Annotated in this window: 10 protein-coding genes and 1 pseudogene; 10 read left to right on the top strand and 1 reads right to left on the bottom strand. The window is 73.5% G+C overall.

Annotation, left to right across the window (positions count from 1 at the left end; all coding sequences use genetic code 11):
• Window positions 1-24: 24 nt before the first annotated feature.
• From ABEA93_RS27140 to ABEA93_RS27110, 7 genes are all read left to right on the top strand, one after another.
• Window positions 25-1,401 (top strand): aldehyde dehydrogenase family protein, encoded by a 1,377-nt coding sequence (locus ABEA93_RS27140; protein ID WP_425585110.1) that lies wholly within the window; start codon window positions 25-27, stop codon window positions 1,399-1,401.
• 57 nt (window positions 1,402-1,458) lie between these two features.
• Window positions 1,459-2,223: a 3-oxoacyl-ACP reductase gene (locus ABEA93_RS27135; RefSeq protein WP_345678414.1), complete on the top strand. Its 765-nt coding sequence runs from the start codon at window positions 1,459-1,461 to the stop codon at window positions 2,221-2,223.
• A 79-nt stretch (window positions 2,224-2,302) separates the two neighbouring features.
• Window positions 2,303-3,025 (top strand): gamma-glutamyl-gamma-aminobutyrate hydrolase family protein, encoded by a 723-nt coding sequence (locus ABEA93_RS27130; RefSeq protein WP_345678413.1) that lies wholly within the window; start codon window positions 2,303-2,305, stop codon window positions 3,023-3,025.
• 118 nt (window positions 3,026-3,143) lie between these two features.
• The gene (locus tag ABEA93_RS27125) at window positions 3,144-3,776 is read left to right on the top strand and encodes a lysoplasmalogenase family protein (RefSeq protein ID WP_345678412.1); all 633 of its coding nucleotides are present in this window, start codon (window positions 3,144-3,146) and stop codon (window positions 3,774-3,776) included.
• 337 nt (window positions 3,777-4,113) lie between these two features.
• Window positions 4,114-6,999: a leucine--tRNA ligase gene (gene leuS / locus ABEA93_RS27120; RefSeq protein ID WP_345678411.1), complete on the top strand. Its 2,886-nt coding sequence runs from the start codon at window positions 4,114-4,116 to the stop codon at window positions 6,997-6,999.
• A gap of 303 nt (window positions 7,000-7,302) precedes the next feature.
• Window positions 7,303-7,902 (top strand): hypothetical protein, encoded by a 600-nt coding sequence (locus ABEA93_RS27115; RefSeq protein ID WP_345678410.1) that lies wholly within the window; start codon window positions 7,303-7,305, stop codon window positions 7,900-7,902.
• A gap of 156 nt (window positions 7,903-8,058) precedes the next feature.
• Entirely contained in the window at window positions 8,059-8,904 is an 846-nt protein-coding gene (locus ABEA93_RS27110) for a DegV family protein (protein WP_345678409.1), read from the top strand.
• Window positions 8,905-8,981: 77 nt separating this feature from the next.
• On the opposite strand, the gene ABEA93_RS27105 is transcribed toward ABEA93_RS27110, so the two are convergent.
• Window positions 8,982-9,431: an SgcJ/EcaC family oxidoreductase gene (locus ABEA93_RS27105; RefSeq protein ID WP_345678408.1), complete on the bottom strand. Its 450-nt coding sequence runs from the start codon at window positions 9,429-9,431 to the stop codon at window positions 8,982-8,984.
• A gap of 167 nt (window positions 9,432-9,598) precedes the next feature.
• Between ABEA93_RS27105 and ABEA93_RS27100 the strand changes: the two genes are divergently transcribed.
• From ABEA93_RS27100 to ABEA93_RS27090, 3 genes and pseudogenes are all read left to right on the top strand, one after another.
• Window positions 9,599-10,588: a sigma-70 family RNA polymerase sigma factor gene (locus tag ABEA93_RS27100; RefSeq protein WP_345678407.1), complete on the top strand. Its 990-nt coding sequence runs from the start codon at window positions 9,599-9,601 to the stop codon at window positions 10,586-10,588.
• A gap of 141 nt (window positions 10,589-10,729) precedes the next feature.
• Window positions 10,730-12,004: a helix-hairpin-helix domain-containing protein gene (locus ABEA93_RS27095; protein WP_345678406.1), complete on the top strand. Its 1,275-nt coding sequence runs from the start codon at window positions 10,730-10,732 to the stop codon at window positions 12,002-12,004.
• A pseudogene (locus ABEA93_RS27090) lies at window positions 12,001-14,154 on the top strand (ComEC/Rec2 family competence protein); the annotation flags it as partial. The gene ABEA93_RS27095 and the pseudogene ABEA93_RS27090, both read left to right, overlap by 4 nt.
• Between the last annotated feature and the right edge of the window lie 300 nt (window positions 14,155-14,454).

Raw genomic sequence — 14,454 nt, 5'->3', positions numbered from 1 at the left:
AGAACCACGTGAGAAAGGGCCGCCATGGCCGAGATGGCCGACGACGTCTTCGACGTGACCAACCCGGCGACCGAGGAACTCGTCGCCCGTGTCCCCATGGCCGACGCCGCCCAAGTCGACTCCGCCGTACGCCGCGCCGAGGCCGCCTACCCCGCGTGGCGGGCCGTGTCTCCCGGCGACCGGGCCCGCCTGCTGCGCCGGTTCGCGGAACTCGTCGACGCGCACACCGACGAACTCGCCGCGCTGGAGGTCGCCGAAGCCGGGCACCCGGTCGGCAACGCGCACTGGGAAGTGGGCAACCTGCGCGACGTCCTGCACTACTACGCGGGCGCTCCGGAACGGCTGACCGGCCGTCAGATCCCGGTGCCGGGCGGCATCGACGTCACCTTCCACGAGCCGTTGGGCGTCGTCGGGCTGATCGTGCCGTGGAACTTCCCGCTGCCGATCCTCGGCTGGGGGCTGGCCCCCGCGCTGGCCGCGGGCAACGCGGTGGTGGCGAAGCCGGCCGAACTCACGCCGCTCACCGCGATGCGCGTCGCCGAACTGGCGCTCGACGCGGGCATCCCCGAAGGCGTGTTCCAGGTGCTGCCGGGCCGCGGCGCGGTCGCCGGGCGCGCGCTCGTCGACCACCCGGACGTCCGCAAGATCGTGTTCACCGGGTCGACCGCGGTCGGCAAGGAGATCATGGCCCGCGCCGCCGGGACGCTGAAACGGGTGACGCTGGAACTCGGCGGCAAGAGCGCCAATGTGGTGTTCGCGGACGCGGATCTGGAGAAGGCCGCGGCTGCGGCGCCGATGTCGTTCTGCGACAACACCGGCCAGGACTGCTGCGCCCGCAGCCGCATCCTCGTGCAGCGCGACGCGTACGAGAAGTTCCTCGCGTTGCTCGAGCCGCACATCCTCGCGGTACGCGCCGGCGACCCGAACGACCCCGCGACCGCCATGGGGCCGCTGGTGTCCGCGGCACAGCGCGACCGGGTGCGCGGCTACGTCCCGGACGACGCGCCGGTGGCGATCCGCGGCACGGTGCCCGAAGGCAAGGGCTTCTGGTACCCGGCGACCGTGCTGACGCCCGCGGATCCGCTGGACCGCACCGTCACCGAGGAGATCTTCGGGCCGGTCACCGCGGTCGTGCCGTTCGACGACGAGGCGGACGCGGTCCGCATCGCGAATGCCACGGCCTATGGTCTGGCCGGGTCGATCTGGACCCGCGACGTGGGGCGGGCGCTGCGCGTCGCGCGCGGGGTCGAGGCGGGCAATCTGTCGGTCAACTCGCACTCTTCGGTGCGTTATTGGACGCCGTTCGGCGGATTCAAGCAGTCCGGGCTCGGGCGTGAACTCGGGCCGGACGCGGCCGATGCGTTCACCGAGACGAAGAACGTGTTCATCGCCGACGAGTGAGCCGGTCCCCGAAGCACCCCGACCCCGCAGGACCCAGCACAACGGAGGACTCCCCCAGTGAAGCGTTTTGAAGGCCGTACGGCCGTCATCACCGGCGCGGGCAGCGGCATCGGCCTGGCCACCGCAAAGCGCCTCGCGTCCGAAGGCGCGAACGTCGTGTGCGTCGACATCGACGAGACCGCGGGCAAGGCGGCCGCGGACGCGGTCGGCGGCATCCACGTGAAGGCCGACGTCACCAGCGAGGCCGACGTCGAGCGCATGTACCAGGCCGCGTTCGACCGGTACGGCAGCATCGACGTCGCCTTCAACAACGCCGGCATCTCGCCGCCCGACGACGACTCGATCCTCACCACCGGCATCGACGCCTGGCGGCGCGTGCAGGAAGTCAACCTGACGTCGGTGTACCTGTGCTGCAAGTACGTGCTGCCGTACATGCAGCGGCAGGGGAAGGGTGCGATCGTCAACACCGCGTCGTTCGTCGCGCGGATGGGCGCGGCGACGTCGCAGATCTCGTACACCGCGTCCAAGGGCGGCGTGCTCGCCATGTCCCGCGAACTCGGCGTGCAGTTCGCCCGGGAGGGCATCCGCGTCAACGCGCTGTGCCCGGGGCCGGTGAACACGCCGCTGCTGCGGGAGCTGTTCGCGAAGGACCCGGAGCGGGCCGCACGGCGCCTCGTGCACATTCCGACGGGCCGGTTCGCGGAGGCCGAGGAGATCGCGGCGGCGGTCGCGTTCCTGGCGTCGGACGACGCGTCGTTCATCACGGCGGCGGAGTTCCTGGTCGACGGTGGGATCTCGGGGGCGTACGTCACGCCGTTGTAGGCCGCATCATGGAGCCCCGGCCGGACCGTCGGCCGGGGCCGCAGCACACGGACCGAGCAGCAGAAAGGTGGTACCGGGTATGTCGTCCCGTCGCCCCGTCATCGGCGTGACCGTCTACAGCGAGCGGGCGAAGTGGGCGGCCTGGGACACCCAGGCCACGCTGCTGCCGCAGGCGTATGTGGACCGGATCGCGGCGGCCGGCGGACTGCCGGTGCTGCTGCCGTCGGTGCCGGATGTCGGCGAGGTGCTCGACCGGGTCGACGGCCTTGTGCTGGCCGGCGGCGGTGATGTGGACCCGTCGCGCTACGCGGCCGAACCGCACGCCGAAAGCGGCTGGGTGCGCCCCGCCCGCGACACCGCCGAAATCGCCCTCGCCCGGCGGGCGCTGGAGACAGGCCTGCCCGTGCTGGGCATCTGCCGGGGGCTGCAAGTCCTCAACGTGCTGCGCGGCGGCACCCTCCTCCAGCACCTGCCGGACCGGCTGGGCAACCGCGACCACGCACCCGCACCCGGCCGGTACGGCCGCCACCCGGTGGCGCTGGAGCCGGGCAGCCGCACCGCGGAGCTGTACGGGCGCACCGACATCGATGTCGCGTCCTACCACCACCAGGCGGTCGACCGGCTCGGCGCGGGCTTGGTGGTGGCCGGGCGCGCGCCGGACGGCACCATCGAAGCCGTGGAGCTGCCCGACCACCCCTTCGCCGTCGCGGTCCAGTGGCATCCCGAGGTCGACGACGACCTGGCGCCGTTCCGTGGCCTGGTCGCGGCGATCGGGAGCCGGAACACGGCCGCGGCGTTGTGAGCCGGACGGTGGCCGAAGCCCGCGCACGACGCGGCTCGGACTCGGCCTCATCACGGTTGCGTGACGTAGTGCCGAGTTAGGCGATTTCCCCGGTTACCCCTCAGTATGGTCGCCGGTCATGACCCCCCTCGCGCTGGCGCTGCTCCTCGCGGCCGCCGTGCTCGCGGTCGTGGACTGGGGAGCCGTCGGCCGCGACGACCTCCGGACCGAGAAACGCGCCCGGCCCGCGGTCGGTGTCGCGTTGATCGCGTCGGCGGCGGTGCTCGATCCGCAGAGCCAGGCGCAGCGTGCCGCGTTCCTGGTCGCCTTGCTGCTGTCGCTGGCCCGCGACCTGCTGATGCCGGGCGGCGAGCGGCGGTTCCGGCTCGCGGTCGCCGCGTCGCTGGCCGCGCACGTCGCGTACGTCGTGGGGTTCCAGCAGGTCGGCTGGTCGTGGCTGTGGGCGGCGGCGGGCATCGTCGTCGTGCTGGTGGCGACGCTGGGCTTCGCGGTCCGGCTCGTGCTGGGCGTGCGCGCGTCCGCGCCCGGGCTGACGCTGCCGGTCGTCCTGTACATAGGCGTGCTGTCGGTGATGGTCGTCGCCGCTTCCGCGACCGGGCAGCCGACCGCGGTCGCGGGGGCGTTCCTGTTCTACTGCGCGGACATGCTCGCGGGCTGGAACCGGTACCGGGAGCCGACGCCGTACGCGCGCGTCACGATCGCCGCCGCGTACCACCTCGCCCAGATCCTCCTCGTCGTCTCCCTCACCTGACCGGCGACGCGCGAACCCGCCGACCCGCCAAGCCGCCGAGCCGCCGAGCCGTGCCCCGGGCCGACCCGCCCGGCCGACCCGGGGATATCCGCCGGTCGGCCCAGGGCCCTGCGGTACCCTGTCCCCATGCGTGCCGTCCTGCTGCTTACCGGGCCGCGCTGAGCAGGTCGGGCGGCCGGTCGTCGGACCGCCGCCCTCCTCGGCGCGGCGACCCCTCCTGTGCGAGGGGTTTTTCCATTTCCGGACCCCGGAGTCTCCGGATCCCCGGACCGTTCGAGTTGCCCGGTAACCCGCTGACGCGGCCGCGCTGCGCAAGCATCCAGGAGCCCTGAGGACGATGACCGAGACCACGCAGGCCACCGAGCCGACCGAGCCTTTCCGCTACACGGCCGCCATGGCCGGCGACATCGAGCTGCGCTGGCAGGACCGGTGGGAAGCGGACGGCACTTTCGAGGCGCCCAACCCCGCCGGGCCGATGGCGGAGCCGGCCAAGGTCGCGGGCCGCGAGAAGATGTTCGTGATGGACATGTTCCCGTACCCGTCGGGTGTGGGCCTGCATGTCGGCCACCCGCTGGGCTACATCGCCACCGACGTGTACTCCCGGTTCAAGCGCATGACCGGCTTCAACGTCCTGCACACCCTGGGCTACGACGCGTTCGGCCTGCCCGCCGAGCAGTACGCCGTGCAGACCGGCACGCACCCGCGGATCACCACCGAGGCGAACATCGCCACGATGCGCCGCCAGCTGCGCCGTCTGGGCCTGGGCCACGACCCGCGCCGGTCGATCTCCACCATCGACCCGCAGTACTACCGCTGGACGCAGTGGATCTTCCTGCAGCTGCGGAACTCCTGGTACGACACCGAGGCGGACGGCGGCACGGGCCGCGCCCGGCCGATCGCCGACCTGGTCGAGCAGTTCGAGAAGGGCACCCGCGGGGTCCCCGGCGGCGGCGTGTGGGCGGACCTGCCGCGTGCCGAACAGGCCAAGGTGATCGACGGGTTCCGGCTGGCCTACCTGTCCGAGGCGCCGGTCAACTGGTGTCCGGGCCTGGGCACCGTGCTGGCCAACGAAGAGGTCACCGCCGAAGGCCGCAGCGAGCGCGGCAACTTCCCGGTGTTCAAGCGGAACCTGAAGCAGTGGATGATGCGGATCACCGCATACTCCGACCGCCTGATCGACGACCTGGACAAGCTGGACTGGCCCGAGCCGGTCAAGCTGATGCAGCGCAACTGGATCGGCCGGTCCGAGGGCGCGCACATCGACTTCACGTTCGCCGGGCACGCCGACGACCTGAAGGTCCGCGTGTTCACGACGCGTCAGGACACCCTGTTCGGCGCCACCTACATGGTGCTGGCGCCCGAGCACGAGTCCGTCGACGCGATCGTGCCCGACGCGTGGCCGGCCGGGACCCGCGACGAGTGGACCGGCGGGTACGCCACGCCGGCCGAGGCCGTCGCCGCGTACCGCGCCGAGGCGGCCGCCAAGACCGAGGTCGAGCGGCAGACCGAAGGCAAGGACAAGACCGGCGTGTTCACCGGCGCGTTCGCGGTGAACCCGGCGGGCGGCGGGCATATCCCGGTGTTCATCGCCGACTACGTGCTGGCCGGCTACGGCACCGGCGCCATCATGGCGGTGCCCGCGCACGACCACCGCGACTTCGAGTTCGCCCGCAAGTTCGGCCTGCCGATCCGCTGCGTCGTCAAGCCCGACGACGGCCGCGCCGACGACCCGGCCACGTGGGACGACGCGTTCGTGTCGAAGACCGCGATGCTGGTCAACTCGACGGCGGGCGACTTCACCCTGGACGGCCTGGACGTCGCCGACGCCAAGCGGGCGATGGACGCGCACCTGGCCGAGCACGGCGTGGGCGCGCCGACCGTCACGTACAAGCTGCGCGACTGGCTGTTCAGCCGCCAGCGGTACTGGGGCGAGCCGTTCCCGATCGTCTACGACGAGGACGGTGTCGCGCACGAGCTGCCCGAGTCGATGCTGCCCGTCGAACTGCCCGAGATCGACGACTACCGGCCGCGCACGTTCGACCCGGAGGACGGCGACACCGAGCCGGAGACGCCGCTGTCCCGCCGCGCCGACTGGGTGAACGTCGAGCTGGACCTGGGCGACGGGCCGCGCATGTACCGCCGCGAGACCAACACCATGCCCAACTGGGCGGGTTCGTGCTGGTACGAGCTGCGTTACCTGGACCCGACCAACGACGACGTGCTGGTCGACCCGGAGAACGAGCGCTACTGGATGGGCCCGCGCACCGAAGGCGCGTCGGGCGGCGTCGACCTGTACGTCGGCGGCGTCGAGCACGCGGTGCTGCACCTGCTGTACTCGCGCTTCTGGCACAAGGTGCTGTTCGACCTGGGCCACGTCTCGTCGTTCGAGCCGTTCCACAAGCTGTTCAACCAGGGCTACATCCAGGCGTACGCCTACACCGACGCGCGCGGCGTGTACGTCCAGGCCGACGAGGTCACCGAGGAGGACGGCAAGTTCTTCCACGGCGTCGAAGAGGTCAACCGCGAGTACGGCAAGATGGGCAAGTCGCTGAAGAACTCGGTGACGCCCGACCAGATGTGCGAGGAGTACGGCGCGGACACGCTGCGCCTGTACGAGATGTCGATGGGGCCGCTGGAGGTCTCGCGGCCGTGGGATACCCGCGCGATCGTCGGCTCGTACCGCTTCCTGCAGCGCCTGTGGCGCAACATCGTCGACGAGGAGACCGGGCAGGTCCGGGTCGTCGACGTCGAGCCGGACGAGGCCACGCTGCGTGCCCTGCACAAGGCGATCGACGGCATGCGCCGCGACCTGGACGGGCTGCGCTTCAACACGGCCATCGCGAAGGCGATCGAGCTGAACAACCACCTGACGAAGCTGGACGCGGTGCCGCGTTCGATCGCCGACCGGGTGGTGCTGATGGTGGCGCCGCTGGTGCCGCACGTCGCCGAGGAGCTGTGGGCGCGGCTGGGCCACGAAGGCTCGCTGGCGCACCACGACTTCCCGGAGGCCGACCCGGCGTACGTCGTCGACGAGACGGTCACCTGCGTCGTGCAGATCAAGGGCAAGGTCAAGGCCCGCCTGGAGGTCCCGCCGGCGATCGGCGAGGACGACCTGCGCGAGCTGGCGCTGGCCGACGAGGCCGTGCGGGCGGCGCTGGGCGGCGCCGCGGTGCGGATGGTCGTGGTGCGGCCGCCGAAGCTGGTGAACATCGTTCCTGCGTGACCGCAGTGACGGGCGTGCCCGAAGTGCCGGCAGTGCCGGTGGTGACGGCGGCGGCCAAGGCGGTGGAGTGAGGGCGGAGGGCGGTGCGGCCGGGAGGCGGCGCCGCCCTCCGCGCCTCCCGGGCCGGTTCCGGCGGGCCGCGGCGGTGGTTTCCGGCAGCCGTTTCCGGTCCGTGTCCGGGTGATTTCCGCAGTGTGACGATCGCCCGGGAACGGGCGGATTTCGTCCGGCACGGACGTCCGGCCCCCCGGCGGCGCTAATGTTGAGTCATCGCGGGCGGCGACCACTGGGAGGAGACCAGCCGTGTCACTCGCCTCCGACGGCGCGCAGGCCGTCGCACTCGTGCTGGGGGCGGGCGTTGCCGCCCTTTTCGTGCTGATCGGTGTGGTGGTGATCTTCGCGGTGATAGTGCGGCGTGCAGTCCGACGGCGGATCGACCGGCACGCTCCGCGGATCCGCGGGCTCGTCGACGACGCCGCGTCCAAGGCCCGGGCATACACCCGTCCGGGCGGAGTCGGCGAAGCGGCCCGGCTGCGCGGTGCGGTGCGCAAATCGCTGGACCACACCCGCCGTGTCCTCGACGCCGGTTACGCGCGCGACGCCCAACTCGGCGAGGCGCGGCAACTCCTCGACCGCCTCGAACGCTTCGCCGCCGGCCTCGACACCGACCTGCGCATGCTCGAACGCGAACCCGACCCGGTCCGCGTCGACCGCGAACTCCCGCAGCTCCGCGAACGCGCCGAACGCGTGCAGCATGCCGCGGGATCGCTGCGCTGGGCCGCGCAGGACCGGGAACGCGACCTGGCGCACGACGAACTCGACCGGCTCGGCCGGGACGTCGACCAGGAAGTCGCCGCCCTGCGGGAGACGTCGCAGGCGGCGAAGGAGGCCCTCGGGCCCTGAGGCGGCGCGCCCGGCCGCGGCCCTGGCCGACCGGGCGGACCGTTCCGTCGTCCGGCTGGTTTCCTTGTCCCGGGGCTCGACCGGCCTTGTGTTCGGCTTGTTTGCTCGTCTCGTGTCCTCGTCCTTGTCCCTTCGGCGACGGGTAGCTTCACCTCCATGACGACCGATGTCGCGATCGTTACCGATTCCACGGCGTACCTGCCCGACGAGGTGGTCGAGCGGCACGGCATCGTCGTGGTGCCGCTCAAGGTCGTCCTGCGCGGGCGGCCGCTCGACGAGGGCACCGAGGCCACCCCGGCGGGGCTCGCCGAGGCGCTGCGGCAGAAGCGGGTGGTGACGACGTCGCGTCCGGCACCGGAGACGTTCGCCGAGACGTACCGGAAGATGGCCGCCGAGGGCGCGCGCGAGATCGTGTCGATCCACTTGTCGTCGGAGCTGTCCGGAACGTACGAGGCGGCGCTGCTGGCGGCCCGCGAGGCGCCGGTGCCGGTGCGCGTGGTCGACTCGCGCACGGTGGCGATGGCGATGGGCTTCCCGGTGCTGACCGCGGCGGAAGCGGTCGCCGACGGGGCCTCGGCCGAGGAGGCCGCCGCGGCGGCGGAGAAGCGGGCGGGGGCCACGCAGGGCTTCTTCTACGTCGACACGCTCGAATACCTGCGGCGCGGCGGCCGCATCGGCGCCGCCGCGGCGCTGATGGGCGCGGCGCTCGCGGTGAAGCCGCTGCTGCACGTCACCGAGGGCCGGATCGCGCCGCTGGAGAAGGTCCGCACGGCCGCCCGCGCGATCAGCCGCCTGGAGGAGATCGCCATCGAGGCGGCGGGGGAGGCGCCGGTGGACATCGCCGTCCACCACCTCGCCAGCCCGGAACGTGCCGACGCTCTGGCCGAACGCCTGCGGGAACGGCTCCCGAGGCTGGGGGAGTTGCACGCCAGCGAGGCCGGGGCGGTCATCGGCGCGCACACCGGGCCGGGACTGCTGGCCGTGGTGGTGTCGCCGCGCTAGCGGGGCCGAACGGCTTGCCGCGGCGCCGGTCCCACGCGGGGACCGGCGCCGCGGCATGGTCGGGCGCCGCGGGATGGTCAGGCGGCGCAGTTGTGGTACGCCGCGACGAGCCAGGTGCCGTCGTCCGCGCGCTCCAGCGCCCAGGTCACGAGCACCCAGCGGTCGTCGGGGACATCGGTCTCGCCCGCGAACACGACACAGCTGCGGCCGACGACGACGGCCGCGTCGCCGCGCCCGCCGAGGAACCGCACGCTGCCGATCTCGTCGCGGACGGTCGACCCCTTCAGCGGGCCGGCGAACCCGGCGGCCATCGCGGCCCGGATCTGCTCGCGGCCGTTGCGGAACGAGCCGGGCAGGGTGGCGGTGGCGTCGGGGGTGTAGACGGTGACGAACGCGTCGGCGTCGTTGGCGGCCCAGGCGGCGTAGACGGTGTCGATGACGGCGCGGACCTGCCGCTCGGGGGTCGCCCGGGCGGTCGCGGTGGCATCGGCGGTCTGGGCGGTCCGGGCGGTCTGCGTGGCGGTCATGGCGGGCTCCTCGGCTCGATTCCGGATGGTGCGCCTGTACCTACCGCCGGGGTCCGCGGAATTCATCGCCGCGGCCGCCGCGATTCACCGATGACTTCCGGGCCGGTCGCCGGTACATACGCATTCAGGCGTCGACGCACTCCGTCACCGCACCGAGAGAGGCAGGCATGGCCACCATCAGCAGCGATCCCACCGGCGTCCCGGATCCCGCCGCCGAGTTCGCCCGCCGCACCGACCCGTACCGCCGGGAACTGCTGGCCTACTGCTACCGGATGCTCGGCTCGGTGCACGACGCGGAAGACCTCGTCCAGGACACCCTGCTGCGCGCCTGGCGCGCGTACGACCGCTACGACGCGACCCGGGCGGGCATGCGCACGTGGCTGTACCGGATTGCCACGAACGTGTGCCTCACCGCGCTGGACACCCGCAGGCGCCGCCCCCTGCCCAGTGGCCTCGGCGCCCCCGACGAGGACCCGCTGACCCCGCTGAACCACGCGCCCGAGGTCCCGTGGCTCCAGCCGATGCCGGACGCGTGGCTCGCCGACCCCGGCCAGGTCGTGGCGTCCCGGGGGACGCTGCGCCTCGCATGGGTCGCCGCGGTGCAGTACCTGCCCGCGCGGCAGCGCGCGGTGCTGATCCTGCGGGACGTCCTCGAATGGTCGGCCGCCGAGACCGCCGCACTGCTGGAGACCACCCCGGCCGCGGTCAACAGCGCCCTCCAACGGGCCCGGGCCCGGCTGTCCACGGCAGGCCTCGCCGAGCACGAGGTCGCGGAGGCCGCCGCCGACCGCGCCGTGGTCGACCGCTACGCGGCGGCGTTCGAGAAGGCGGACATCGAGGCGCTCACCGCGCTGCTCGCGCACGACGCGATCCTGGAGATGCCGCCGGTCAGCACGTGGTTCGTCGGACGGGACCGGTACGCGGCGTTCATGGGGTGGGTGTACGGCGCCAACGGGACCGACTGGCGCGTCGTGCCGACGGCGGCCAACGGGAGCCCGGCAATGGCCGCGTATGTGCGGACCGGGCCCGGCGACGATGCGGCGTACCGGCTGCACACCCTCCAGGTGTTCGACGTGGCCGAGGGGCGGATCGTCCGGAACACGGTGTTCCAGGACCCGGAGGTGCTCGCGTTGTTCGACCTGCCGGCTCACGTCTGACGCCTGACGCCTAACGCCTGATGTGCGATTGCGCAAATGTGTTGTCCACAGGGTGAATTCGGGGGCGGGGTTATCCACAGATCCGGGATTTCGGGCAGGAAAAGGGGAATTCGCCGGGGTGCCTCGACCTAACGTCGGGGCATGACGAAATCCACGAAGTTCTCCGGTGCCGCTGCGAACACACGTGTGCTGTCGCGGTTGGACGGCCTGTTCGCCGACGATGCCGCGCGGCGCGAGGCGCGGAGGGAGATGCGGGCGGGCGTGCCGCCGGACCGGCCGCCGGACGACGCTCCACCGGGTCGTCGGCTGCTCGCGGGGGGCCACGCGGGGACGCCGCCGCCGTTGGCCGACGGGTCCGGCGTGAACCGTGCGGAGGCGCACCGACCTGCGCCTGCCCGACCCGGCTCCGTTCCGCCGGACTCCGTCCTCCCCGCACCCGTTTCGCCCATGCCCGTCCGACCTGACCTCCTGCCGCCCGCACCCGGCCGAACCGACCCCGGTGCGGTCGAAGACGGCGCCGCGTGGGAGGGGCTGTTCGCTCGGCCGTCCGATCAGGACGCCTCTGACGCCTCTGGCACCTCGGTCGGCGCGGCCGGCGCGGCCGCCGTGGTCAGCGACGGGCAGGACACCGCCCGGCTGCCCGCAGTCCCGCTCCGCGGTCGGTTCGCCGACGCCGTCGCCGACCGGATTCCGCCGCACCTCAAAGCGTTGCGGGTCGGCATGGACCGGCGGGCGGTCGCCGCCGTGGCGGTGCTGGCGCTGCTGGCGGTCGTGCTGGCCGGGGCCGGGTGGTGGCGGGCCCGTCCGCAGGCGGTCGCGGTGCCGCCGGTGGTCGGGGCCTCCACCCGGGCGACGTCCGGCCCGGGTGCGGAACGGGCCGGCGTGGCACCGGGGTCCGGCTCACCCGCGGCCGCCGTGGTGGCCGGTGTCGAAGCGAGCGCCGTGCCCGCCGCGCCGTCGAATGTCTCGGTGCACGTCGTCGGCAAGGTCGCGCGGCCCGGTGTCCTCGCCCTGCCCGCCGGTTCCCGGGTGGACGACGCGCTCAAGGCGGCCGGCGGGGCGCTGCCGGGGACCGACCTGTCCGTCCTCAACCTCGCGCACGTGCTGGTCGACGGCGAACAGATCCCGGTGGGCGTGCCCGGTGCCACGGCGCCGCCGCCGGTGCCTGCCGTGGTGCCCGGACCGGCTGCCGCGGGCGCGGGTGGCGGCAAAGCGGCGGCCGGCGGCGTGGTCGACCTCAACACCGCGACCGCCGAACAACTCGACGCCCTGCCCGGAATCGGCCCCGTCATGGCCGCCCACATTCTCGATTGGCGCCGCGAACACGGACGTTTCACGTCGGTCGACCAACTCCGGGAAATCCGCGGCATCGGGGCCCGTCGCCTGGAGGAAATCCGTTCGAAGGTGCGGGTATGAACGGCCGTGGGGACGGCACTTCCCCTTTCCGGGCCTCCTCGGAACCCGGGAAAGCGAAGGAGAAAGCCGAAAACGCCCTCGATCTACGGCTGGTGCCGGGCACGTTCGCCGCCTGGGCCGCGGCGTGGGTGGCGGTCGACGCGCCGGCCCGAACCGTCCGGCTCGTCGTCGGGGCATGCCTGCTCGGCGCCGCGGTGCTCGCCCGACGCGGGTGCGGACCGGTGCGGGCCACGGCGGCCGTGGTCCTGGTGTGCCTGGCGGCGGGCAGCGGTTCCGCCGCTCTGCTCACGTCCGGCGAACGTGCCGGACCGGTGCCCGGGTTGGCCGCGGAGGGCCGTACCGCCACGATCCGGTTCACGGTGACCGACGACCCGGCGGCCGTCGCCCCGAAAGTCCGGGGCGACGCGCGGGGCGGGGGATCCGTGCGGGTGCGGGTCCGCGCCGACGAAGTCACCGTGGGGGCCGGCTCGGCGGGCAGCACACATACCCGCACGCCCCTCAGCATCCTCGCCCCGGCCTCTCCCGCCTGGTCCGGCCTCCTGCCCACCACCCGGGCCGAAGTCGCCGGGCGGCTGGTGCCCGCCCGCGACGGCGGCCCCGACGCCGCGCTCCTGCTCGTCCGCGCCGCCGAGCCGCGGATCCTCGCCGACCCCAGCGCCCACCAGCGCTGGGCCGGTCACCTGCGCGAACGCCTCCGCGCCGCGTGCGCCGGGCTCTCGCCGACCGCCCGCGGACTGCTCCCCGGCCTGGTGGTCGGGGACACCCGGGCGATCCCATCCGACCTCCTCGACGATTTCAAAGCCACCGAACTCACCCACCTCACCGCCGTCTCCGGCACGAACATCACGATCCTGCTCGGCGCCGCGCTGCTCGCCTTCCGCTACGCCGGCGTCCGTGGCCGCGCTCTCCCGCTGCTCGGCGCGGGGGCGGTGCTCGCCTTCGTCGTGCTCGCCCGTCCCGATCCCAGCGTGCTGCGCGCCGCGGTCATGGGACTGGTCACCTTGGCGGCGCTGTTCACCGGGCGGCGCAGGCACGGTCCTTCGGCACTCGCCGGGGCGGCGCTCGTCCTGCTGCTCGTCGATCCCGGACTCGCGCGCAGCTTCGGCTTCGTGCTGTCGGTGCTCGCCACGGGTGCGCTGCTGCTCCTCGCGCCCCACTGGACACGGGCGTTGGTGCGGCGCGGCTGGCCGGTCAAGGTGGCGGCGGCCGTCGCGGTGCCGTGTGCCGCGCAGGCGGTGTGCGGGCCGGTCGTGGTGACGTTCACCGACCGGGTCAGCCTGGTCGCCGTGCCGTGCAATCTGCTGGCCGAGTTCGCGGTCGTCCCGGCGACCGTGCTCGGGTTCCTGGTGCTGCTCGTGGCGCCGGTGTGGCCGAGCGCTGCCGCCCTGCTCGCGCACGTGGCGGCGTGGCCTGTCGCGTGGATTGCCGCGGTGGCGCGCACCGGTGCGGGCGTGCCCGGCGCGACGGTCGGCTGGCCGGGCGGTCTCGGCGGGGGCATCGCCCTCGCGGTCGCGACGTTCGCGCTGGTCCCCCTGGCGCGGGTGACGGCGCGGCGGCCGCTGGGCCTCGTCGCGGTGGCGGGCCTCCTCGTGGTGATGCTGCTCCGGCCCGCGGCGGTGGTCAGGCCGTTGACCGGTTGGCCGCCGCCCGGCTGGCATCTGGCGATGTGCGACGTCGGCCAAGGCGACGCGCTCGTCCTCAACGCGGGTCCGCGGACCGCGGTGGTGGTGGACGCCGGTCCGGATCCGCGGCCGGTCGACCGCTGCCTGGGCGAACTCGGCGTCCGCGGCATCCCGTTGGCGATCCTCAGCCACTACCACGCCGATCACGTCGAGGGCCTGCCCGGTGTGCTGCGGCACCGCGCGGTCGGTGCGGTGGCGGCCACACCGGTGGCCGAACCGGCAGGCGAGGTCGCCCGCGTGCGCCGCTGGACGACGGCCGAGGGTGTCCCGCTGCTGGCCGCCGAGTACGGCGAGGAACGCGTCGTCGGCGACCGGGTCCGGCTCCGCGTCCTCGCCCCGCACGACCCGGCCGGGGTGCGCCGGCTGCCCGGATCGGTGCCGAACAACGCGAGCCTGGTGGTGCTCGCCGAGGTGTCCGGCGTGCGGGTGCTGCTCACCGGCGACGTCGAACCGGACGCCCAGCGCCTGCTGCGTACCGAGACCGCCGGCCTGCGCATCGACGTGCTCAAGGTGCCGCACCACGGGTCGGCACACCAGGACCCGGCCCTGGTCCTCGGTCTGCGTCCGCGCATTGCGCTGGTGTCGGCGGGACGCGGGAACCCGTACGGGCACCCGGCGCCCGCCACCACCGCGCTGCTGGCCGCGGCCGGGGCCGTGGTGCCGCGGACCGACCGGGACGGGAGCGTCGCGGTGAGCGGTCCGCCCGCGGCGCTGCGGGTGGTCGCCCGCGGCCGGGACCGGGTTGTCGCGGCGGCGTGCGATGCTGTC

Source organism: Yinghuangia aomiensis (assembly GCF_039542225.1).
Taxonomy (GTDB): domain Bacteria; phylum Actinomycetota; class Actinomycetes; order Streptomycetales; family Streptomycetaceae; genus Yinghuangia; species Yinghuangia aomiensis.
This window is presented reverse-complemented; position numbering and strand designations above follow the sequence as displayed.